The sequence below is a fragment of the Spartinivicinus ruber genome (genome assembly GCF_011009015.1).
Classification (GTDB): Bacteria; Pseudomonadota; Gammaproteobacteria; order Pseudomonadales; family Zooshikellaceae; genus Spartinivicinus; species Spartinivicinus ruber.
In genome coordinates, this window is sequence record NZ_CP048878.1 from 1,114,203 (window position 1) to 1,136,077 (window position 21,875).

At 40.6% G+C, this 21,875-nt stretch carries 27 protein-coding genes; 6 read left to right on the top strand and 21 right to left on the bottom strand.

Features of this window, described 5'->3' with window-relative positions:
- Nucleotides 1-64: 64 nt before the first annotated feature.
- From G4Y78_RS05055 to G4Y78_RS05070, 4 genes are all read right to left on the bottom strand, one after another.
- A complete protein-coding gene (locus G4Y78_RS05055; RefSeq protein WP_163831994.1) occupies nucleotides 65-598 on the bottom strand; it encodes an antirestriction protein ArdA in 534 nt (177 codons plus the stop codon).
- A 22-nt stretch (nucleotides 599-620) separates the two neighbouring features.
- Nucleotides 621-881, bottom strand: coding sequence for a hypothetical protein (locus G4Y78_RS05060; protein WP_163831995.1), 261 nt, complete (start codon nucleotides 879-881; stop codon nucleotides 621-623).
- 10 nt (nucleotides 882-891) lie between these two features.
- Nucleotides 892-1,095, bottom strand: a complete 204-nt coding sequence (locus G4Y78_RS05065; protein ID WP_163831996.1) for a hypothetical protein — start codon at nucleotides 1,093-1,095, stop codon at nucleotides 892-894.
- 654 nt (nucleotides 1,096-1,749) lie between these two features.
- A complete protein-coding gene (locus G4Y78_RS05070) occupies nucleotides 1,750-2,082 on the bottom strand; it encodes a MarR family winged helix-turn-helix transcriptional regulator (protein ID WP_163831997.1) in 333 nt (110 codons plus the stop codon).
- 1,227 nt (nucleotides 2,083-3,309) lie between these two features.
- On the opposite strand from G4Y78_RS05070, the gene G4Y78_RS05075 reads away from it, so the two are divergent.
- On the top strand, nucleotides 3,310-3,642 hold the full coding sequence (locus G4Y78_RS05075) for a hypothetical protein (RefSeq protein ID WP_163831998.1): 333 nt from the start codon (nucleotides 3,310-3,312) through the stop codon (nucleotides 3,640-3,642).
- Nucleotides 3,626-4,174, top strand: a complete 549-nt coding sequence (locus tag G4Y78_RS05080) for a hypothetical protein (RefSeq protein ID WP_163831999.1) — start codon at nucleotides 3,626-3,628, stop codon at nucleotides 4,172-4,174. The genes G4Y78_RS05075 and G4Y78_RS05080 overlap by 17 nt, the downstream gene beginning before the upstream one ends.
- Nucleotides 4,175-4,213: 39 nt before the next feature.
- Here the strand turns inward: G4Y78_RS05080 and terL are convergent, their stop codons facing one another.
- The 12 genes from terL to G4Y78_RS05140 form a co-directional block, all read right to left on the bottom strand.
- Entirely contained in the window at nucleotides 4,214-5,896 is a 1,683-nt protein-coding gene (terL, locus tag G4Y78_RS05085) for a phage terminase large subunit (RefSeq protein WP_163832000.1), read from the bottom strand.
- Between the two features lie 65 nt (nucleotides 5,897-5,961).
- Complete coding sequence (locus G4Y78_RS05090) at nucleotides 5,962-6,210, bottom strand: hypothetical protein (RefSeq protein WP_163832001.1); 249 nt, start codon at nucleotides 6,208-6,210, stop codon at nucleotides 5,962-5,964.
- The gene (locus G4Y78_RS05095; RefSeq protein ID WP_163832002.1) at nucleotides 6,207-6,389 is read right to left on the bottom strand and encodes a hypothetical protein; all 183 of its coding nucleotides are present in this window, start codon (nucleotides 6,387-6,389) and stop codon (nucleotides 6,207-6,209) included. The genes G4Y78_RS05090 and G4Y78_RS05095 overlap by 4 nt, the downstream gene beginning before the upstream one ends.
- Nucleotides 6,382-6,531 carry a hypothetical protein gene (locus G4Y78_RS05100; RefSeq protein ID WP_163832003.1) on the bottom strand — a complete coding sequence of 50 codons (150 nt, stop codon included), beginning with the start codon at nucleotides 6,529-6,531 and terminating at the stop codon, nucleotides 6,382-6,384. The genes G4Y78_RS05095 and G4Y78_RS05100 overlap by 8 nt, the downstream gene beginning before the upstream one ends.
- Nucleotides 6,521-6,751, bottom strand: coding sequence for an HNH endonuclease (locus G4Y78_RS05105; RefSeq protein WP_163832004.1), 231 nt, complete (start codon nucleotides 6,749-6,751; stop codon nucleotides 6,521-6,523). The genes G4Y78_RS05100 and G4Y78_RS05105 overlap by 11 nt, the downstream gene beginning before the upstream one ends.
- On the bottom strand, nucleotides 6,738-6,968 hold the full coding sequence (locus G4Y78_RS05110; protein ID WP_163832005.1) for a hypothetical protein: 231 nt from the start codon (nucleotides 6,966-6,968) through the stop codon (nucleotides 6,738-6,740). The genes G4Y78_RS05105 and G4Y78_RS05110 overlap by 14 nt, the downstream gene beginning before the upstream one ends.
- A gap of 3 nt (nucleotides 6,969-6,971) precedes the next feature.
- Nucleotides 6,972-7,436, bottom strand: coding sequence for a tail fiber assembly protein (locus G4Y78_RS05115; RefSeq protein WP_163832006.1), 465 nt, complete (start codon nucleotides 7,434-7,436; stop codon nucleotides 6,972-6,974).
- A gap of 11 nt (nucleotides 7,437-7,447) precedes the next feature.
- Nucleotides 7,448-8,302 (bottom strand): hypothetical protein, encoded by an 855-nt coding sequence (locus tag G4Y78_RS05120; RefSeq protein ID WP_163832007.1) that lies wholly within the window; start codon nucleotides 8,300-8,302, stop codon nucleotides 7,448-7,450.
- Nucleotides 8,302-9,345 carry a phage tail fiber domain-containing protein gene (locus G4Y78_RS05125; RefSeq protein ID WP_163832008.1) on the bottom strand — a complete coding sequence of 348 codons (1,044 nt, stop codon included), beginning with the start codon at nucleotides 9,343-9,345 and terminating at the stop codon, nucleotides 8,302-8,304. The genes G4Y78_RS05120 and G4Y78_RS05125 overlap by 1 nt, the downstream gene beginning before the upstream one ends.
- Nucleotides 9,346-9,348: 3 nt before the next feature.
- Nucleotides 9,349-12,471 (bottom strand): hypothetical protein, encoded by a 3,123-nt coding sequence (locus G4Y78_RS05130; RefSeq protein ID WP_163832009.1) that lies wholly within the window; start codon nucleotides 12,469-12,471, stop codon nucleotides 9,349-9,351.
- Between the two features lie 46 nt (nucleotides 12,472-12,517).
- Entirely contained in the window at nucleotides 12,518-14,467 is a 1,950-nt protein-coding gene (locus G4Y78_RS05135) for a hypothetical protein (RefSeq protein WP_163832010.1), read from the bottom strand.
- Complete coding sequence (locus tag G4Y78_RS05140; protein ID WP_163832011.1) at nucleotides 14,468-15,013, bottom strand: virion core protein, T7 gp14 family; 546 nt, start codon at nucleotides 15,011-15,013, stop codon at nucleotides 14,468-14,470.
- 27 nt (nucleotides 15,014-15,040) lie between these two features.
- Between G4Y78_RS05140 and G4Y78_RS05145 the strand changes: the two genes are divergently transcribed.
- The gene (locus G4Y78_RS05145) at nucleotides 15,041-15,400 is read left to right on the top strand and encodes a hypothetical protein (protein ID WP_163832012.1); all 360 of its coding nucleotides are present in this window, start codon (nucleotides 15,041-15,043) and stop codon (nucleotides 15,398-15,400) included.
- A 34-nt stretch (nucleotides 15,401-15,434) separates the two neighbouring features.
- On the opposite strand, the gene G4Y78_RS05150 is transcribed toward G4Y78_RS05145, so the two are convergent.
- Nucleotides 15,435-15,890, bottom strand: coding sequence for a hypothetical protein (locus G4Y78_RS05150; RefSeq protein WP_163832013.1), 456 nt, complete (start codon nucleotides 15,888-15,890; stop codon nucleotides 15,435-15,437).
- 96 nt (nucleotides 15,891-15,986) lie between these two features.
- Between G4Y78_RS05150 and G4Y78_RS05155 the strand changes: the two genes are divergently transcribed.
- Nucleotides 15,987-16,304 (top strand): STAS domain-containing protein, encoded by a 318-nt coding sequence (locus G4Y78_RS05155; protein ID WP_163832014.1) that lies wholly within the window; start codon nucleotides 15,987-15,989, stop codon nucleotides 16,302-16,304.
- 312 nt (nucleotides 16,305-16,616) lie between these two features.
- Here the strand turns inward: G4Y78_RS05155 and G4Y78_RS05160 are convergent, their stop codons facing one another.
- A complete protein-coding gene (locus tag G4Y78_RS05160; protein ID WP_163832015.1) occupies nucleotides 16,617-16,757 on the bottom strand; it encodes a hypothetical protein in 141 nt (46 codons plus the stop codon).
- A 48-nt stretch (nucleotides 16,758-16,805) separates the two neighbouring features.
- On the opposite strand from G4Y78_RS05160, the gene G4Y78_RS05165 reads away from it, so the two are divergent.
- On the top strand, nucleotides 16,806-17,129 hold the full coding sequence (locus G4Y78_RS05165) for an STAS domain-containing protein (protein ID WP_163832016.1): 324 nt from the start codon (nucleotides 16,806-16,808) through the stop codon (nucleotides 17,127-17,129).
- Nucleotides 17,130-17,133: 4 nt separating this feature from the next.
- On the opposite strand, the gene G4Y78_RS05170 is transcribed toward G4Y78_RS05165, so the two are convergent.
- Both G4Y78_RS05170 and G4Y78_RS05175 read right to left on the bottom strand, forming a co-directional pair.
- Nucleotides 17,134-19,899: a phage nozzle protein gene (locus tag G4Y78_RS05170; protein WP_163832017.1), complete on the bottom strand. Its 2,766-nt coding sequence runs from the start codon at nucleotides 19,897-19,899 to the stop codon at nucleotides 17,134-17,136.
- Nucleotides 19,899-20,462, bottom strand: a complete 564-nt coding sequence (locus G4Y78_RS05175; RefSeq protein WP_268935052.1) for a hypothetical protein — start codon at nucleotides 20,460-20,462, stop codon at nucleotides 19,899-19,901. The genes G4Y78_RS05170 and G4Y78_RS05175 overlap by 1 nt, the downstream gene beginning before the upstream one ends.
- A gap of 51 nt (nucleotides 20,463-20,513) precedes the next feature.
- Between G4Y78_RS05175 and G4Y78_RS05180 the strand changes: the two genes are divergently transcribed.
- Nucleotides 20,514-20,741 carry a hypothetical protein gene (locus tag G4Y78_RS05180; protein WP_163832019.1) on the top strand — a complete coding sequence of 76 codons (228 nt, stop codon included), beginning with the start codon at nucleotides 20,514-20,516 and terminating at the stop codon, nucleotides 20,739-20,741.
- A gap of 40 nt (nucleotides 20,742-20,781) precedes the next feature.
- Here G4Y78_RS05180 and G4Y78_RS05185 read toward each other — a convergent pair whose 3' ends face one another.
- The gene (locus G4Y78_RS05185) at nucleotides 20,782-21,819 is read right to left on the bottom strand and encodes a major capsid protein (RefSeq protein ID WP_163832020.1); all 1,038 of its coding nucleotides are present in this window, start codon (nucleotides 21,817-21,819) and stop codon (nucleotides 20,782-20,784) included.
- Nucleotides 21,820-21,875: the final 56 nt, after the last annotated feature.

A 21,875-nucleotide genomic window follows, 5' to 3' on the forward strand; every position in this document is an offset into this window, starting at 1 on the left:
AGGACAGTTGGTGTAGTTATTATTTTTTACTCGCTTGGACTTATCTACTGGTTACCTTCTTGTTTTATACGCGAAAGAAGGTATAACCTTTTGTTTCCCAAAAGTCATTTATTAAGGCATCTTCTGCCATTCGTTCCCAATCAATGTAATAGCGCAAACGCTCAGGAATGTTAGACAAGTCCTCAAGCTCAGCTAAATATTCCTCTCCAAAGTCGCGAGGTGTCGTATAATGGCCTATGTAGGCGTCTTTTATCTGCTCAGCATCCAAAGGGTAACCATAGTCAATCCAGGCTTGTAGTATATTCTCAGCGTCATTATTGTACCATTCGCTAAGCTCGTTAAGGACCACAACATAAGTAAAATATTCCGAGTCAAGGCTATGCTCTCCTACATATTTATCGGGTATATCCTCATAATCAGCGACTATCCACTCTTCACGTAGAACCCCGTCATTAATCTGCTTGGTTAATTCTTGTAGCCATGCGTGTATATCGCTGATTAATTCCTCGTATGCTTCATAGTTGTCAAGGTCAAAAGTGTTAGCAAGGAGTTCACCACAGTTGTAGTCATAGAGTGAGTAGAAAGTGATTGTTGCCATGATTAAATATCCTTTTAATTAATTATTGTGGTTGAATCCAGTAAACATAATCAGCGAAGAAGACAGCAACAGGCTTACCTTCCTTTGGGCAGTTTTCAAGACAGCATAAAGATTTTAAGTTGGGCGCTATCTGCTCCCTCTGGCCTGAGTCTATGAGCAGGTCAATGTGCTGTTTAATCTCGTCTTTTATATAATCTAGGGCTTCGCTGTGTGTGCTAAATGTGGCGGGTTCAACTTCAGGCAAATAGCCGGGAACATTCCAGCCTGCAAGGTAGGTAGGCATGTGTTTATCCTTAATTATCAATATTATTCATCCTAAAAAATACATCTCTATCTATTTGAACACCTTTAAGAGCTAAGGCATTGTAGATAACTTCACGTTCGTAGCTGCATTTAATAATGCCTAAAAAGCTGATTAATTGAGATGGTGAATATTCAAAGTAATTAATACGTTCTAGCTCTTCTACTGGGTACGTAGGTAATAATGATAGGTCCATTGGCTTTGGTCTCCTTTTGTTATTTAATTTATATTTATTTTCTTTAAGCAGGCTTTAGATAGGCCACTAGATAACTAATGACCTACTTAAAGCGTACTTACAGCGAAATAGAGGGAGGTAAAATATTACTTTTACTAAATCCGTTTATTTCTAATCCATATTGTTAAAGAACTTACTTACAGTGGCGTGCTGTAGAATGCTTGGTGATTACAATATTGAACATCGCGATATATTGAGCGCAACTTAAAGAGAACCAAGGAGGTAACATTAAGTTATTTAATTAATACTTGGGGTTTATTTTTACATCTTTCTCTTTGCCCCTAAGATGTATAGGAAGTATTAATTTATTATTTCTGGGTCGCTATGTTCAACTTAATATATAAGCTAGCAAAAAACTTTAAATACGTCAACAAGTAAAAACAGGATATTAAACATAAAGAGATAAATAAAAAGAGTGGGCATCTAAACACACTTAATGCAATTAAGAATAAAACTGTGTGTGTATTTGTACTCCTTATTTTAAAAGGCTTGTAGCTATATCTGTGACTAAAAGGCGTGTCTATTGGCGTGAATTTGCTTATTTAAAATGGAGGCTACGGGGGAGATTTCGGGAGAGTTTTATTCAAAAACAGCTCTCAGATTTTTTGTCAAAAATTATTTGTAATCCAATTTATTTTTAATATCTTCTAAGACTTCTCTACCATCTTTTGTAAGATATAGAAGGCTGGCGTTTTTATGGTGTGGGCTTGGTTCTTTTTTTACTAACCCTCTACCAGGAGTTCTTGGAGTGCCTTCCGCTAAACGTTGGATTGGTGATGATATAGTAGCAATAGTGCTAGAGGTTGGTAGAAATCCTCTTCCCATTATATCTGATAATGTACTTCCTTCATTTAGTTCGACAGCTAATAAAATTTCAAATTGCAATATGGTGATATTATGTTCAGCTAGTACTTGCCGTATACGTACAACTTCTTTTAGCCTTAACACAAACCCTCCAATCCTCAATGTATCCCAAAGGAGCCAGAGTCTACCCTAAGTCTTTCTCAGCGTCCAATGTGTCGTATAAGCCCCCTGAAAGCCTTCACGTACAATTTAAATCTATAACGAAGGGGAATGTCTTGGTTTGTATCGAGAAAGCTTATAGAGCCACTGAGGAGGGCACAGGGCATATTTATTTTACAGGACCACACAACAAAGGATAATAAGCTTGATAGGCGCATAAAGATGACTAAAGGATTGATAATAGTCAGCTATAAGGTAACCAATGCACGTCCACTCGCAGCAAGGATATGGACCACAAAATTCAAATGCTTAGTTGCTAAGAAGGAAATTTTCTTTCTAGCTTTTTCTATATATTTTTTAAACCTAAACACGACTAAATATCAGAATCTTCGCCTTATAGCATTGGACCAATAGGTGCTCACTTACTATAATTAGGTGGTTGGCTTGAAGAAAGTAACTTGTAGTAACGAAGGATACCAGCTAACAATGTTTTTACTGCATCTCATCTGCTTAATAAGTGGAAGCTTCCTGATTGCTGCTTCATCACTGTTCTATTCGATACAGATTCTTCATTACGTAAATTTCAATGAATGGATATCTTTAAGCTACGAACCTATACAAAGCCATCTCCCTCAGTTCTTACTAACATTCTCTCATGTTTTCGGTCTAGCTAATATGATATTCGCATTTGGAGTAATGTTTATTGGCCTCAGCTTTTATTTGAAAAATAGGATAGATGGAAGTTATCGTAGAAATAGAAAATACAACTAATGTAGTATCAGGCTATTATTTCTTATTAATTGGGTAATAAACAACAATGAAGAACAAAGCAGAAGGTGTATTAAGGCTTAGCTAAGGTGAGCTTTAAGTCATCTATGTTCATAGGAGTCTTAAAGTTAGCTTAGGCATCCTTAAGATAATCTTTAAGTATCTATAGGTGTCTTTAAGATATCTTAAGGTTAAATCTCATATTTCAACCCAGGGGGAATCCCTTCTAAGTTGCGTGGTAACTCAAGCCCCCGGATACCAAGGGCTTCAGCGATTGGACTTTTTAATTTCCGCGCCTGCTTTTTAACCATCTGTCAGACAGCATCACACTTACAAGCCTGCCTCATCTAATATTATGACCCATGCCTCTTAAGCCATGTTGCTTTATCCCATCTCCCCTTATAGCATTCTGCCAGCATATGTAATTTGATGGAGTAGGTGTAAATGCGTTGTGTCCCGATAAATGGAGTTACCTTTGATTCCGCCAGTAAACAAGCTATTCAGCGTATTAAAGATATTCAAGGCTTAGCGAATGCCCTAGCAACAGCAGTATCTTTGGGAACAGTTGTGAATATCTTTTTAGGCAATCGCATGGTTGAGTCCAGCTTCACCATTAGCACTACTGACTGGGAAGCCTTCGGGCAAGCAATGGGCAGTGTCCCAACAATAGCACGTAGAGAAATTGAGAAGGTAGCAGGTAATCAAGTTCTTGCTCACCTTAATGACCAAAAACAAAAAGAATTCTGGCAGGCGGTAGAATATGGTTGTCAAAAGTAAGCATCTTACCACTTTATTCATTACAGGCTGTTTATCTTTCGCAGTATTTGCTGGAGAAAAGCCTACACCTGACGTAGAACGTTTGGCATTTCAAATTGCTGCAAATGAGTTAAACAAGGCTGTTGCTGCTGCTGGTGCCAAGATAGAAGAATGTAAAGCGCAAGAGGTTGAATTGTCACCAGATTTATTCAAAAAGATTAACCTTGAAAAAGAAAAGCTGTTTAGAGCACTTACATTCCTTAGTCGTAAGGCCTCAGCAGAGTGTACGCATAAAGAGGATGCAAACTTTTTATTTGCTTTAAGTAACTGGCAACAAGCTATTAAACATAACCCAGTAATAGGTAAAAAAATCATAGGTGATAAAGACCCTGCGCAACTTTCAGAGTTAATAACAGGCAATAATTGGAGTTACCTACGACTAAATGCTGAATATCTACTACTTAATGAAAAAACGCGTCAGCAGCTTGAAGATATCCCGCAGCTACAAAAACCATTTAAACTGATGGATACCCTGCGTAAGTTAGGTCTTTAATAAAAAATAGGAGGAGTCTTTCTCCTCCTGTCTTCTAAATTAACTACAAAAATTCCCTACCTCTTTCTTTGGCTGAAACCCCAGGCACCCCTCAGCAAACTTTTCAAACTCAGCTTCCAGAGCTTCAGCCCTATGCCTCTCAGCCTCCACAGCCCCATCAAGCGCCATCTGCTCTACCCAATACGCAACAGCCCCTGCGACAGCTTCGAGCCTGTCATCGTGTTTTAGGGCGCCTCTGTCGTGTGTTATGCGGGACATTTGATAAAAAAGTGAGTAACTAAAATCACCCTCACATTCCTTATAATCCTTCTCTATAAGTCTTGTATCCACTATTAGCCGGTGTTGGCTCATGACTGGCTCAAGAGAGTCGATAATACGCTTTTCTTTTTGTCCCTTAGCTCTTTTCCCTTCAACTTGGCAACTATGAACCTTCCTCAGTATGGGTTTAAATAACTCAATAAACATGCCATCACCGAAGTTATCTTCCACTTGCACCATGTTCACTTTATGCTGCTGGGCAGTGTTAGCCAATTTCTGTAAGGTAGAAGGCGTATAACCATCGCGGTAACCGCCAGCGTCAATTAGAAACTGATACCCGTGTAAAAACTTGACCACAGCATAACTGGTTTCATCGGCTCCCCGGCCTGATGGGTCAATAAACATGACTGAGCCGGTATACTCTGCCATTTCCTTGTCCACCCACATTGGCGAGTAGAAGCGGTCGCCTGTTAACCCAAGGGTTGGTACTTCTAGCACTTTATCTGCTGAGTTACACCACGCTAAATCGATAGGAGCTCGTTTTAAGTCGAGGGACATCACCATTAAATCAGCCAATTTAAGCGGGTACTTATCAGCATCACTTAAACTCGTATCCAGCATAAATTGCAGTGCAAATCCTGCTTTACCATACGACAAACGCCGCTCAGCTAAATCTGAATCAGGGAAACGGCTAGGCTCTGTGGTAGTACCAGCTAAAGATGCATTACGAATGACTTTGTCATAAATAAGCGCGGATAAATTGCCTTGCCATTTTTCGATTACATCAGGGTCAGGATAAAGCGCTGTCCAGATACGGACTTTATAACCCCTTTCTTTAACCAGCTTATTATATAGGGACATTTCCGTTTGAGGGGTCCCAAGAAAAGTAATTTCAGAGGTTGTTAAGGGCTTTAAAATAGCATCAAATTCTTTGACCAGTTCTGCCAACTTATCCCTGGCCGTTTGCGTTGCACTGTTATTTAAGACCTCAATGTCATCAGCCACAATGATGTCAGCGCGTGAGCCTGTCAGTTGCCCAGTAATTCCGACAGATTTAACTGAGGGGCTATGGTCAGCACTTGCGGGTCCAACATCAAAGGCTATTTTAGAGTCCCTCTGCTCTCTCCTAGGCTTTAAATGATTTAGAAAGGGTATTTCATCAATTAGCCTCTTTGTGAACGTAGAAAAGCTGTCAGCCCGTTCCTTGCTTGCAGATACGACCAACACTTTAACTTGAGGATTTTTATATAACCGCCAGAGCACATAAGCTGACGTTATCCAACTTTTAGCTACACCTCGGAACCCCATAATTATTTTTCGTTTGGGTCCCTCCTGTAAATAAAGCGCTATGTCCTTTTGTAGCTCCGTTGGAGGCGGTAGCCGTAAATATTTCCATATAACAGTTAAGAAGAATACAAATTCTGTCTTTAATCGGTGTTCTAGTTCTTTCTCTCGTTGTTTCATTAATTCCTGGTGGGTTGATATAGGCGGGAACAAGGAGGGCTTAGAGCTGCCCTCAGCTTGTTTATTTAGTGGGTTTGTCGTATATCGTCAGCATCGAACATATCTATTTCATTCAGCTTATTTTCAAGTTCGGCTAACGGACTATTGGGGCGGGGAATATCACTGATGTGATTGTCTTTTAGAAACTGGCGAATAACGTTTAGCTCAGAAGCGTTAGGTGCTTCGCCGTTTTTTGGTTTGGTTAATTTGTCGAGAAGATGCTCGGCTAATTCTTCATGTAATTGGGATAGTATTTGGTCGATAGTTTTTGTCAAAGATTCTCCTGCACAATTAAAGAGCCATCAGGACGAAATTCTAATTCATGCTTTTGTTCGCCTAGAAAATAGTTCATTGTAAAGTAGCCGTTGTCATGTTCAGTAACGTTGTAATAAATACTGGTTTGTCTGAATAATTCTTCATGCTCCGCAAGCGTCTTAGTGAATTCCTCAGTCATTTAAAGCCTCCTTTTCAACAATAGCTACAATTGCATCATCTATTTTATTGTCAGTCCGTTTAGCCATTTCTTTTAACAAGGTCAGTACAATTTTCTTAACAAGCTTTGTCGCCAGAAATCGTAAAATAAAACTACTTATCATGCTTTCGCCATCCTCTATTTTTCTTTTGGTTAGTTATTCTTAGATTTTTAATACTATTATTTAAGGGGTTTCTATCTTTGTGGTCTACGTCTTTACCATCCCCTTTCTTTGCAAGACCCTTTTTAATCATCAATCGTCTTGCGGCATTACGCATTGCGCGTCGTTTTTTCTGTGCAGGTTTACTGTGATATTCGCGATATTCTTTTTTATAGTCCCTCATTCGTACCTAATAGCGTGGCCTCCAAAATACTTATTCTTTTGTCTGTTTTATGCATCAGTTTATTTAAATCTTTTACAACTTCAGTCAAGGTTTCTAATTGTTTGTAGTTTGCTTCTAATGTACTGAGCCTTTGCTCAATTAGAACAACGTAGCTACCAAAGGCAAGCGTAAGCATTATTACAATTGTGGGAAGTGAGGTTTTAAACCAATCTAGCATTTATTAAATTTCAAATCCTTCTGTATCTGGGGGAATTGGCCACGTTACTTCCTGTGGTTCATCGTTAACTTGTGGTATATCTCGCAGCCTTTGCCGGTATTTGGCCCAAGCCTTTCTTTGCTCATCGGTAAGGCTGTTATCAGTCATTTGTGTCCAGTCTGTCGCCCGTAACAGCTCGTTCCTGTGGCCGCGTATAATGTCCCAGGTGCCTATTTCTGAGTGGGCATCTACATTGGCAGGGGTATACAACTTGTTAAGCATAGAGCTAATGACAGGGGCTTTGGGGATACGACGGTTAAAGTAATCGTCTTCAGGCAGGGACCGGGAAATGGCCTCAATTAATTCTTGTTCTGTTGGGTTGTCTTTATCTATTAATGAATCAAGACCGATATTAACTGTAAATCCGTTTTCTAGCTCAATATCCAGTGAGCCTGTTTCTTTTTGATAATTTATTATTTTAAATTTCATTTTTTACTTATTTAAATTCTCCTTCCGATAATGTAGCTGGTGTTGGTGTAGCCAGATAAAATCATAGACCGCACATTATGTATAGCGATACCCTCAGTGCCACCGGGACCTCCAGAGCCGAACTTGGAAAGAAAAATATTACTTGAACCTTTACCACCGCTAGCCCCTTTCGTACCGTAGTCACCGCCGTTTCCGCCATTGCCACCACGGGTATCTCGTCCAGAACCACGGCCTCCATCTGTAGCGTTACCTGCGGAGCCTCTGCCGCGTCCACCTGTTCCTCCTGTCCCTGTAAACTGCTGACGGTCTCCACCTCTTCGTGCTTCAGCATAGGTGCCTCCACCGCCGCCTCCTCCACCTCCACCGGCGTAAATCCTTCCACCTGACGTGTTGTAGAATTCTAAACGTTTGCAACCATGATTAGTATTGACGAGTAATGCTGTACCACCAGCGCCTCCACCGTTTCCATTAGTCGCATAACCACTACTGTCTCTATTAGTAACCCCTTGACCACCCGGACCACCGGCACCTTCTTTGCCAAGGATAATGGCATTATTAATTATTTTGACTTTTCTACTGGCAAATTGAGTACCTAAAACAAGCGCAGCATTTCTAGTGGAGGAAGCTTTAAAAGTGCCAGTTAAGGTAATTTCAATATTACCCGCACTGCCAACATGAGAAAGTAGAGTGGCAAATAAATTCACATTTGTTCCGCTACCTAGTGAAACACGTTTAAGGGAAACTAATTTCCAAGAGCCGTTAACATTGATAAAAATATCCGCTTCTTTCCAACGACCATTTACATTAACAAAAGCGGTATCAAGTGAACGCCAGTGATTATTGATATTTAAAAAGGTTTCTGACATTAACTGTATTTAAACCAGATTTGACCATCGGCACCACCTGAAGGGTTTCCCGTGCTTATATGAATATTCCCTCGGTGATAAACAGGCTTATCTTTGACGTATAACTCACCTGTGATATATAAACTGCCATAGACCGTGACATGATTCCACATACCTACGCGGTATTCTCCAGCAACCTTCGAGTCATTTCCGTGAATCATAAGGCATTTGTGGTATATGCCGTCGTTATAGATGGCCGCGCGCCCTTGACCTACGCCAAGGGTTGGCCACTCAACATAATTATCAAATGTCCAAGCGCCTTTTACCTCTGGCTTGTACTGCTCAACATAGCCTTTGGCTCGGTTGGCTTCTCCATATGCGCGATTAGCCTCCGACGTTGCCTTATTTGCTTCTGCAATAGCTTTTTCTTTATGCGCATGGGCAGTCACCATATGTTGCTCAGCTTTCCCCCTTATTACCTCAGTATCATTTTTAATTGAAGTAGTAAAAGTTCTGGCTTCACTTAAAGTTTGCTCTGTGTCAATTTTTAGTTGATTAGTAGTCGCTCTAATCTGTTCCGAGGTTTCTCTTTCGTTCCTTGCTCGGTCTGCTTCTGCTCGTGCAGTCGGGATATACTGTGAGCGCATGAAACTTAAATTAACAGCATCATTTTCTTCAACAGGGTTCGAAACTTGACGTATACGCCTATTCAAAGCGTTAAAATGACCGTCCTCTTTCATCTTCAGCAAACCCTCGGAATAATCGAGCACTTCCTGAGCGACATAAAAGAGCTGTTCATTGGCCATGTCCAAGACTGCCTCAGATAAAATAGCGCCATCGTCAAAATCAACAGCACGTTCATGCAATGGTGTCTCTCGTTTAACACGGACCACAACATTAGCTTCTGGCGGGGAAGCCAAAGAGACAACGTTATTATTGATTACGTGGTCTTGCGCTTTACCATCAACGAAAACTTTAATGTGCACTTGGTTGAGAAATTTAAAAGGAATTGCAAAGTCTTTGGTTTGTCCATCGGCAATATAATCTTTGTATGATAATGCCATTAATTAATATCTGTCCTCCGAATATTTGGGTAGGTCTGCACCTAAATTATGTAAAAACTGCTGTATACCTAACATATTCTGAAAAGGTAACGTGCGATATAAATTATTCCAGTCTTTTTGTGAGAAATCATAATTATTACTTAGTCCTGCTCTGGCGATACCTGACACACCTGAAGAAGCTTTTTCTATCCAGTCATACGACGCATTACCTGTCCACAAATTAGTAGCCAATTCAGACATACGCGCATTAAAGACCGGCTCACCTGTTAATACCTCTGCACCACTGTCAATAAACATCGGGAAAACAGAAGCATATGCAGAGCGCTGGAAAGCCGCCTTAGCGACTTCATCCGGTGCTAGCCGTCTGCGTAAAAATTCCCGTCTGTCGTGTCTGCCAGTGGCTTGTAAATGGGTTTGACCAACATAGACAAGACCAGCAAAGAAAGTTGAATGTAGGAAAAGTGAAGCGGTTTGTAGGTCCCTGTGCTTGAGACCATGCAACAACTGTTTTGAGTAAGCGGTGATAGCAAAGGTACGAAATTGAATTAAGGTTTTACCAAGCTCCTTGCTCATCAAGTAGGAAACTCCATCGCCAAAATCTTGTTCCTGAATAATCCGGTTGCCCCATAAGCGCAGGCCGTAAGAAAACTTAGCGAAGACTTCAGGGTCCCACTTATCAAAGTTCATTGTGGTTAACTTGCCATTTTTATGCTCAACGTGCCGATATTCATTTTTAATTCTTGCTAATAGCGCATCATCAATACCCAGCTCCCGTAGTCTATTAGGCTTAAGTACAGCTTTATTCTTCAGGCTGTAATCAAGGAAGCGCTGAGCCATACCTTTCATGGTTAAATTCTGGAGCATGTGGTTTATAGAATGGAAACCCGACATATTCGCTGTAAATTTGCCCATGTGGTCTAACCCACGCTCTAGCTTATCCCACTTATTTGTATGGCCGTTAAACGTCGCACCAAAGTCGTCTATTTGATTAGTCACCTGATGCATTAGCCGCCCATTGGCCCAACCACCCATCGCGTCAGAGAGTTCTTCTAGCAAGTCATCTTTATAATTGCCACTCTCCATGCGCTTAATCATTTTACGTAGCTCTGGCACATGCTTTAAAAATTGAGACCAACCAACATGGCTTAAAGCGGGTCCCATTTCCATCAGCTGCGCAAAGCCCACTTGGTTCATGTTGCGAGCATATTGAATCTTTCTTATTGTGCGAAGAATACGGCTGCTTCTGGCTGTTGGGTCTGTATCAATAGGACGACCGACAAGGTGGTTATAGGCATCGTACAGTTGCTTTATTTCTAGCTTATGCCGCGTCCTTTCAGCTTCTGTTTTACCTGGATTATAAGCACGCTTTTTCTCGATTTTTTCCATAGCAGCTTTAAAGGTGGACTCACTGTCTATCCCCTGTCGCGCTAGGGCAATATGACCCAACATCGTATTGGAATAATTAAGGAAAAGTAATTCTGAGTCATTCTCCAGCAAGTCAGCTATTTTATTTTCATCCAGGTCCACACGACTCTTTAAGCGTGTTGTTTTCCCCTGGTCTTTTTGCTTAAGGGCCTTTTGGATACGCTTAGCTATTTCAGCCGCTTTTGTTGCATCGAGACCAAGCTCATTAATTAATTGCTCAGAAAGGTTTTCATTAATAGCTTTATTTAACTGGGGTAAATCAATATTGCCTCTTTTAGCTGTAGTAATAATATCGATAAAAGCACCTGCTAGTTCTAAAGCAGCTTCGCCTTCAATATTATTAAATGCACGAGCTATAGTATGTTGAACTCGGGTATAACCGGCTTGCTGAATCTGCTGGACTATCTTTGCGGCGCTCCAGTGTCGAGGGCTATAAAATTCATTAAAATCCACCTCATCAGCGCCACGCACAGGGACAGCATTAGGTATGTTTTCATCACCTTGGGGTTTCTTTGCCATAGATAAAATACGCTTGTAGGCGTCTTTCAGCATGTCTCCGTGGGCTTTTACGTGAGGGTTCTCAATGGCTTCTCCGCGAATATATCGGGTGACCAGCTCATTAAAGCGCTTTCTGTGCTGGTGTTTTAGATTAGACCCAACAGTAGAAATACCTTCAGCACGTAAAAAGTTATTAAAATGTTGATTGTGGCTTTTATAAAAGGCAACCATAAAGCCATCGGTTTTTATCCGCTTCCAGATAGACGCCGCTTCTTTAACTAACTCGCCTTTCTTGCCACCTAATGCATCTGACATTAAAGCAGCAGAAAGTCCTCTAACCTCGTCTAAATCTGAGCTTAAATTAATGCCTGCTCTGTCAAAACGCTGCTTGCCAAACTCGGTTCCACGTTCTGCGCCATCTTCAAAAATAGCCGCTATGCGTTCTTCTGGGGTTGGAATCGAGCCATCCGCATTCAGTAATTTTTTATATTTCTTTTTCCCTGCCTCGCTCAGTTCACCACCAGCTTGTCGTATTTCTTCAAGCTCTACTACTTGCCTAAATTCATTAACCTTGGCATCAAAGCGAGTCCGCCATGTTGATATGCCAGCGCCCATTAAGAAAGATGCAGCAGAGCCTATGAGCACATCAGTCGCATCATAGGTTGGGTCCTGTGAAGCTATGTAACCTTCAACTGTCGCAGAGCTTGTTGCTGTAAGAAGACCAGAGGATAAAATACGTTTAAACCGGGTAATTTTATGTACTGCTAAGAGTGGTGAGGCTAATCCCTCAGTTGCCACAGCCATTCCCCAAGCACCAGGGTCAACTATGGAGGCAGCTAAGCCAGCGCTAATCCCAATAAAGGCACCTTGAGACATTAACGTTTCTTTCCGTTTTAAGGACTCTAAAATCTCATTCCTAATTTGAAAGGCATGACCACGACTTACCGCACTATTAAATTCATCGTGTAAATCTTCAGGAATCCCATTAATTAACTGGTCGTATTCTTCCATTGAGGGGACCCACGAGGGGTCAGGCACAAGGTCATCACGGTTAAGCTGTCTTAATGCATGGGAAGAAATCCAATGCTCGTCAAGTGTGGTAGAAATAAATTCGCTGGTAGAAACGCTGTTCGCTACCGTCTCTTCTTTTTGCGCTAAGTAAGCGTTGTATTGCGCATATTGCCTATCTGAAATAGGCCGCATGGAAGTTATATCAGTATCTTCAGGCTCGCTTAAGATATCCTGTTGATTAATCGTCGGGGCTGTAAGGTATGTGTCTGTATTTAAAGAGTCTTCTTGCTTCGGCTTTGTTGTGTCTAATTTGATTTCTATTTTTAATTTCCTCCTGCAAAGCTTTTAACTTAGTATTCTTCATTATCTTTGACACTGTATCTTCACCTTTTCCCATCATTTGCTGATAAGAAAAACGATAAGCTTTGCCGTTATTATCAAAGTACGGAAAGCCTGACTCTTTATCGACCAAACGGAAAAAGCCACCTTCCATGGGTTCAAGAGCTAACTCTTCGTCCTTATCAATAGCCGGATTTTCTTTTTTGTAGTGGTCAATTAAATGGTTAAAACGTGCGGTTAAATCGTCTCTGTCATAATTAAAACCCAATAAACGCTTATTAATTAATTGGCCATCGATAACGTCATAAGTATTTGTCATCCGATTAACGACAAGTTCTTTCGCTTTTTCTGGGGCAACTTTGCGTTTAATTAGATTGGTATACATCGCCTTCGCGGAAGCTTCAAGACCCGAAAGCATTGGAGGAGCATCACCCCAATAAGGCGACATCTCGCTTCTAATATCTGCTGCTACATCATTTAGCTCATTCCAGGTAGGCACAAGATGCTGTGTGTTTGGGTCATTTTCAACAGCTAAATGTTTATTTAAGGCTTCTTCCATTGTATCGCCTGTTTCAACATAGCCATCAATAGCCGCATAAGCCGTGGCCTCTTCATTCGATAGATACAAATCGACCATACCCATAGCTTCCAACCGTTTATAAAGATTAAAGGCTTCAACGGTATTTTTCGGTATGTCTTTTTCAGAGGTGATAACAGCGCCTAAAGCGGGAAGACCAGCACGCAAGGTAGACTGATATGGCTTATAGACAATGCCATTTTTTCTTAACTTCATATCAAAAAGGTCTTGGCCTTGCTTGGACCCGTACTGCTTTATATATTGCTGATGACTAAATTGCAGTGCCTTTTGTTGGTCTTTCTGCTTCAACAGCTTAACGTTTTCAGACCCAAAAATAGCGAGATAATTAAAATTAGTTGCGGCTTCTTCTTGTAACTTTTTCTGCTGATTTAAATAAGCTTGCGCTTGGCCAGCTGTGAAGATGCCTTTAGCAACGTAGGGCTTAAACCAAGAGCGGGTTAGCTGATTCTGAGCCATCAATTTTTCAATAGGGGCTTGCAGCTCTAATTGTTTTAATTGTCTTTCGGCTGGCTGCATGGCCTCAGCTTGTTCTCTTTGTTTCTTCAGGGTTGCCCTATGACCCACTGAGATAAGCTCCGAGTTTTCCAAAGCCTTTGCTAGTGCCGGGTTCCGTCCATTTAATTCTTGCAACTGAATCGCAAAGCGGCCTACATCTTCCTCGCTCATTGCGATAGCTTCAGATTCACGGGCATATTTAAATACAGCACTTATTTCTTGGTTATACTGGTCTTGATTTATCTCGCCTTTTTCAAGCAGAGCACCTAATTCTTCTACCTTTGTTTCAAGCACATTTTGGCCCAGTTCCAGGCGTTGCTTAGCAGCTGCATTTTGTTGAAGTGCACCTAATTGCCCTGTATTCCAAGCATCTATTTCTGTATTAATGCTCTCTTTCAATCGCCCATGCGTAATACTGCTGAAGTACTTCTCACGCAGTTTACCTAACGCTTCTTGATACTGTGCTGGGTCACCTAAGCCACCATCTGGCGTGTTTTCCAGGTATTCTGATGCCTCTTTTATGTACGCTGATTTATTGGCGTGAGCTGTAAGAGCTTGAGATTCAAAGGTGGCCTGCTGCTGTTGTCGTACAGCTCCTGCGAGGCTTTGCGTAAAGGAAGTTAACCCACGGATAAGCGCGTTACTTTGTGGGTCTATTGAGCCAGTGATGGGAGCAGCAGAGGCAAAGGGCGTTGTGGGTCTGGCGTTAACTTGTCGTCTATATTGGCTCATGGGTTCTACTTTTTGTCTTGTCATTTAGCTTCCTCCAAAGGAGCCGCCAGCTGAGGAATAGGCACCCATTGCAGAACTACTTATCTGTAAGGCGGACCCAACACTTTTGGCCATCTTACTTGGCTTATAACTGGCAAGTGTCCTTAAACCGTACCGGGCATTATTCCACAGCGCCTGTCGCTCTCTTTGCCTTTGCCAAGCAGATGACTCTAAATTACTTTCAATTGTGCTTACGTTATTGGCACCTCCTCTGATTATGTCGCTAACGAGGGAATCAATGGATAAACCAGAAACGCCAGCTTCTGCTGAGCTAACGCGAGCTTCTGCGATACGCTTCTGGGTTTCACGTTTTATGCGTATTTTTTCTTCGGTAGCCGCATCGTCTTCTTCGGCTTCTTGAATATTTAATTGAGAATTCTGATTTTTGTAATCTTCTAATAAGGCTCTATTCTGCCTATTTTGATTGTGCTCTGCGAGCTTATTTTGTAATTTAGTTTGCTGGCCTTGCTCGTGTATGCTGTAAGCGGAACCAGCAGCTGCTATAATTGCAGGTATTGCTGGGTGACACATAAATTATTCTTTTAAGGAATCCTGCTTATGGAAAATGAGAAATTAAAGGAAATGCTATGTAGTGATGAAGAACTGGCGGAATTAGTACCTTTACCAGAAAATTTTAAGAACCCTCAAATAGAGGATATGTTTCAAGAGTATAAACCCTTAATAAAGATATCAATAGAAGCAATAAATTTAGCTCTAGACGAAAGCAAGACACAAAATAAAGTAGATATTCTTGCTTTACCAGACTATAGCGCCGACTTTAAAAAAGATGAACTTAATTTCATTGCTGATACAGTAGAGTCAATGTATCGTGATAAAGGGTGGCGCATACAGAAAAAACTAAACCCAGTAGACGAGGAAGCTAATAGTTTTAAAATTCATTACACTCTCCAAGTATAGATAAAAAAACTTAAAGGCTTCACTTTAGTGGATATCAAACATAAGAAGCCTTTTCTCCAAAGGAAAAAGAATAAAACTCAGCCTCAACTCCATATTTACTCCTAAAATCAAAAGTTGCACCTAAATACTTTAGCCACTCAATAGCCATGATGTTTTTTATGTAGACAAAATTACTTAAATACCTATAATTTTTAATCCATTCATTTACATACTTTTTACCGAGTTGACAAAGAGTTTTCCTTTTAAAATTCAATTCATCGCTTCCTAAAAGCCAAGGAATAGCTTGTCCATTTTGTTTAGAAACTCCAAACATAGTAATGGGACTATTATTCTCCCATGCAGTATAACACTCGACACCATAGCGTAAGCCGTGTAATAGCGAATCTAAAGGAGTGACTCCAAGCGCTTCTAGTTCGTCTAAATCTTGCTGTCTAATCCTGGGAGCTAATAAGTAACAATCTTTTTCTTCTGCTTGTCTAATTTCTATCAAATAATAATCCTCTTAAAATAAACACACCAAGGTTTACTTCATACTAATGACTGCCTGTATTATACTGCTAAATAGGTGTCCCTAATTAGGTATAGTATGATGTCCTGTAAACTGAGTTATAAAGTAGAAAAAGATTTAACTCTAATTTCTTTGAAGGGTAACTTAACTCAATTTAATAAAATCAGCCTAACTGATGCAGTTAATAAAATCATAACAACTTGTCCTATTAATATTCAATTGGATATGTCAAATATTGGTTATATTGACTCATCAGGACTTGGGGAGTTATTGGCACTACATTCTATGATTTATAAGCTAGGAGGTAGTTTTACCATCATCAATCCATCACAATCCTGTAACTCAATTCTAAATTTAATATTTAAAAATATTGTGAGAATAAAAAACGTTTCATAGCCATTCCTTTATACTGTCAAATACGTTGATTCCTTTTGTAAAAGCGAGCTGTACATTGAGCAGCCGAAATAACAATAGAACTTTTCAAAGGTAACAGCTGGGAAATTGAATTTAAATCAGTTACTGAAGAACTGGATGGAAAAATTAGTACTATTCAATTTGTTTTAATGTGCTCATTAGGTGAGCACGTCTTGCGCCATTCTCTTGTATACTAAAGCTGCCTAACATCCAAGAACAACCTGAATTTTTGTAACCTCTAACGCCAAACAAAACAATAGGCTTATCATTCCCCCTGCAGTACAACACTAATAGTTAGTCTAGAGGAGTAACCCCAAGAGCTTCTAATTCATCTAAATCTTGCTGTCTTAATCGTGTAGCCAGTAAGTAGCAGTCGCTTTTGTCCGCTTGTCGGATTTTTATTGTAGAGTGTCGCTTTAAATTTTTAGTCTTCATTAGTTGTGCTTAAGTTAAAGTGTATATTGGCATAAGTGGTACGGTCTAATGTCATTTAAATTACACTGCAGAGCAGTCGGGAAAACATTAATCGCTTGCGTGACGGGAAACTTGATTGCTGGGAACAGGATTAGTTTGGTCAATAAGTTAAACAAGCGGATAAGCAAGGATGACATCAATGTAATATTAGATATTACGGGAGTTAAGTATATTGACTCAATGGGAATAGGAGACTTAGCTGTAGTGAGCTCAGTAATTAAAAAGTATTGTGGTCAATTAACAATTATTAGCCCTAGACGAGAGATAACTGAGTTAATAAGTGAAACCGTTTATGGCAAACATATTGAAATAAAGGAAGCAGAAGAAGTGTAACTGCTTAAATACGTTGGTTCCTTTTGTAAAATCGAGCTGTCCACTGGGCAGCCTGAAAAGTTAATGGAAGATGTGACTCAGAAATAAGCGCTACTTTCACCTTGCTTGCCTCTGACTGAATATTAAAAGAGAACTTGCCGCTCTCTATGGGAACCCGAGAAATACGGTTTCTGGTGGACCCGATAAGACGACCCGTAAATGTATAAGTTTGCTCTGGGCGTGCTTCAGGTTCCACAGATGCCTTAAAGAATCCGCTCTCAACATAGGACACCGTAAAACGCTTAAGCTGCAAACGGCCTTCTAAAATAGCCACCTTATTCCCGTCAGTTGCTACCTGTTCAGAAAAGAGATAATAAAAACGATAAGGTATGCCAATGTAGCAGTCCTGCTTAGCGCCACCAGTAAAGAATGCAGTTAACTTGTCGCCTTCATAAATGTTGCCCTCGATATCTACAGCTCGTGTCCTGTTATCCTGATATGGCCTGTTGCCACCTTTAGGAATAAAGCAGCGGCGGTCTAAGTTAATCTCTGTTGGGAACGAGCGAGACCTTGGCTCATTGACCTTGGTTAACGTGATGCGCTCCAGGCAAACACCGTCAGCTCTATCGACCACAAGCACTATATTGGACTCCATAAAAGAAGCTGCCAGGATAACGCCGTCAACCTCCCAACGGGACCAAGAGCTTTGTAGCTTTTCGTTCCCTTGCCAGTAATAGTTATATACGTAAAGAGAGCTTGGGTCCTGGTCGGTAACTGTAAGTAACATATCCTCGTTTGAAGAAGCTGATAGGTGCCTTACGCTGCCTTTAATATACGTCGGGCAATGTGAAGTTATATCAGCAGCGTCATTTACCTTACTTTCTGGGTCCACATAATACTCACGGATACCAGCAGCATTACCGCGTCTTGTTGAGAAATAAACGTTCTTACCGGCACCTACAGGCTTCGCTTTAAGCTCACATTCAAATCGAGTGGTAACATCAACAGAAATATCTTCAGCTGTTAATCTGTCCTGTCCACGAATAATAAATTGCGTTAAATCTGAGAATAATAAAAGAGTCTCATTAAAAGGGACTGCATGACGTAATAAGGATACTGTGTCATTTGTAACAGCAATATCTATGGGGTTTGTGTCCAGCATTTGAACTACTGTTGCCGGGTAAAAATTATAATAGGACCCAAGCTCACTAAAGATAATATTTTCATCTGAAAGTAAGCCAAGCCTATTTTTAAAGAAGAAAATGTCACTGAGGGGCTTATTTATAAATGAGGGTTCAGGGGCTGTGTCCTCATCTCCTGCTTTCCTCGCGTCCCAATCGATAGCTTCAAAAGTAAAAGAGCCATCAGCATTGGACACTAAACGGTGAGGCATAGTTTGTGGTGAAGGTCGCCTATCTAATCCTGGCTTAGCTACTTCAACCCAAGAGCCAGACGTACTTTCTCCCTTGGTATTTTCCTGATACTGCACATAATAATCGTCATCAGCAACACCATTTTCACCAGCCACTTTAATTGTGAAACCGTGGAAACAAGAGGCCGGTAAATGGGTAAATGACTGGACACGCCCTTTACATGCAAAAATAGCCTTATCACCTAAACTATCGCTGCAAGTTAACGTAAAGTCTGCCTTGGGGTTTTTAGCTGTAATGGAAATCACATTATCTTTTTGAGCTACAGTAAAGTTGGTTTTTAATTTATCCCTTAATTTTTCATAAAGCTTAGTAGTAATTGCTACTGTCGATATTTCCGACCTATTTTTAGCATCAGTTTCAACTAAAGCTTGCTGTACACCATTTACATTAACTTTGTAAGCTGTCCCATAGTCACCCACACGAACATGCACGATACCCATTTTATTATTAGGTGTTGGTGCTGGGAGAATATCTCCTCCTTCACTCCTATAACCAATTAGGCGAGTACTTGTCGTGCTCCTGACAATGCCGCTAGTTCTCTTATGGCTACATCTTGGGTTTACCTTTCTGGTTCGCCGCTCGACACCTTCTCGCTTGTCTCTGTAATACGTTTCTGTATCCCAGGTTAATACGCCTGTCGCGCTCTCGTCGGCTACTGAGAAAGGCTGCTGATTAGTATTTAACGGTATTTCAACAGCATGGCCATTGTTAACTACATGCAGCCCTGTATCGTCTCTTAATTTTGCTGCAAGGTACGAGGCAAAACCTGAAGCACCACCATTCTCGGCTGAGTAGGCATAGGTACGGCCACCTACACGACATTTATAAAGGGACCAACAACGGAACCATTTTTCTCTATTCCACAGTTCATCCTTATAGGCTGGAACGATAGGCGTAATTGTTATCGTCTGGTATCGCTGGTTAACTGGCGTCAGCTTTATATTCTTCGTTGGGTCATAACTTCTTACTGTTCGCTCTTTGTTAACTATGAAGGTGTGGTCGGCTACTGTGACGGCTGAAAAGGCGGTTGCAGGGTCATGCGCTTTTAAATATGTAGTATCGCTAGGCTTTTTAACTGTACGCTCTTGTCCATTCAAATCAAAAACACGAATATCACCATTAGCAATTACGGTAATATATTTTTCCCATTTATCTCTATTTATTGTATGGATAAAAGAGCCAGTAAAACTGCTATTAGAAATACGGGCTAAGTGTTCCGTTGGCGGTCTTTTTTGTAGCCCATAGACCACACTTGATAACCCATTAACCTGCTCTTCACATTGGGTCGGCAAACGGATACCCGGCGGTTGCTGCGAGACCCCATTAATTAAGTTAGGTATTGGCTTTTCAATTAGCACTAAAATAAATCCCGTTGTAAATCATAACGCATTGGCCCGTGGAATATGTTGTATTTTTCTGTGTCAGCTTCATCTAAAAAGAGTCGCCTTGCTTCTTCCTCGTCTTGCTTTTGGTAGCCGTGTAAATCATTAGCACCTATCGTTCTGTCTTGGAAAATTCGAGCAGCTTTAAGCGTGATATAATTACGCGTTGTGACTGTTAGTTCATCAAAAGGAATCTTCAGGACCAAGTTAACTACAACACTTGCTGAAAAGGTAAATGATTGTTCTTTGCTGTTATAAAGTTTGTGGCCTCTTTGTTTCACATAACCGTTATCAGTAAGTGGACCACAGACTTTTAAGGTGTTATCAGGTAAGTGAATTATTCCATCAATGTCTCGGGATAAGCGAAAGTTCTTTTCTGTATTGAAAGGGTAACCAATAGCCTGTATCTTTTCATTTTGTTGGTCCAGTAAATCGAGTGCTATTGCTGCTTCCAAAAGGCCGCTGTTAAGAGAAGTTACTGGACTTTCACCTATGGATTGCAACATTTCATTTACTGCGCTTAAAACAATTATGCTCATTTTTAGTTAAGTGAGAGGTAAGTTAAATAAAGTTAAAATAGGGAAGTTACTATGAGTACGAATGAACCATTCCACGAAATTATTGGTTCTTATGCCATTTACACTGAACAAGATAATGATTATAAACGCTATGTATCTGTTCTGGCTGCTCTAGAATTAATTCGAGCTGAAGCTCTATCTGAATCTGCAAGCAAACAGCCATTAGCTGAAAATATTGGTAGCATAGAAATTCTTGCTAAACGTATCCAATGTGCTATCGACGGCAAAGAAATAAATTAAAAAAATAAAATGAGGGGAGCTAAGTACTCCCCCATTTAAATTAAGCGGATTTTTTCAAGATTGTAATCGCACATGCAGGACGTAAAATATTGTGTCCCATTGCATACTTAGCAATTACTAAATTGCCTTGATACTCCATTTGATACTTACTCTCGATAGCTAAATCAAAAGCTTTCACAGTACAAACGGCATCAGGAAGCATTACGATTCCAACGACTTTTGAATAATCGCCTCGATATGCTTCTGGTCTTCCTTCAAATTCAGGCGTATCAATAAGACCTGCTGATTCATCCTGTTGAGGCAAATTATTAGACATTAGAATGTCAAAACCAGCTATACGAGGAACAGTGCCTGAAGAAACTGAGCCTTCGCCACCAACATCTTTATTCATGTGGACCATACCAGCGACATTACCGTTATGTGCTTTCAGTAGTGCGTGATACTGGTCAGAAGCAAGAATAACGTAAGGTCTGCCACGGACTTTCTTTTTAGCAAGTTCGTTTTTAGCATCAACCAATGCGTTATAAATCTTATCCCCTTTCAGCTCATCACCTTTGGCATTTAAGGTAATATTGTCAGTGAAGGTTTCACCTTTTACTGGGATAATTCCAGCTGCTTTGCATTCATCCTCATTAGTAATAAAGGAAGCCTTACAAGCCATGCGTAAAATATTTTTATCCGCACAGTCAGTAAGAAAGTAGCCACACTCGTCAGCGTATGGTTTACGGTATTCGTACTCTGTTAGTGCATCTTGTAAATTATCAATAAAGACTGGGCTAACCATTAATGCGTCAATTGTTGCCTTACGTTTTGCGTGTGCAATTGGGTCAGCTTTAATTTGACGCCCTGGTGTGTGGTAGTAGCCTCCAGCCTTACCAATCATAGGGAAAGAGTAAGAGTCACCTTTTGAAATTTTCATGACACGGTGGCGAGACATCATTATATTTTCACTTTTAAATAGCGTGAAAACTTCACCACCAAACTTTGTTTCAAAAAGCTTTCGTTGTTCTCCTGTTAGGTTTTCTTGACCTGTAAAGGAAACTGTTTGTTGTTCTGGGAATGTTGCGGTTGTTGTCATTTTGCTCCATTGCGGAAAGGTTGGTGCTGCACTGAAGGCAACACCGAAGGGTTATA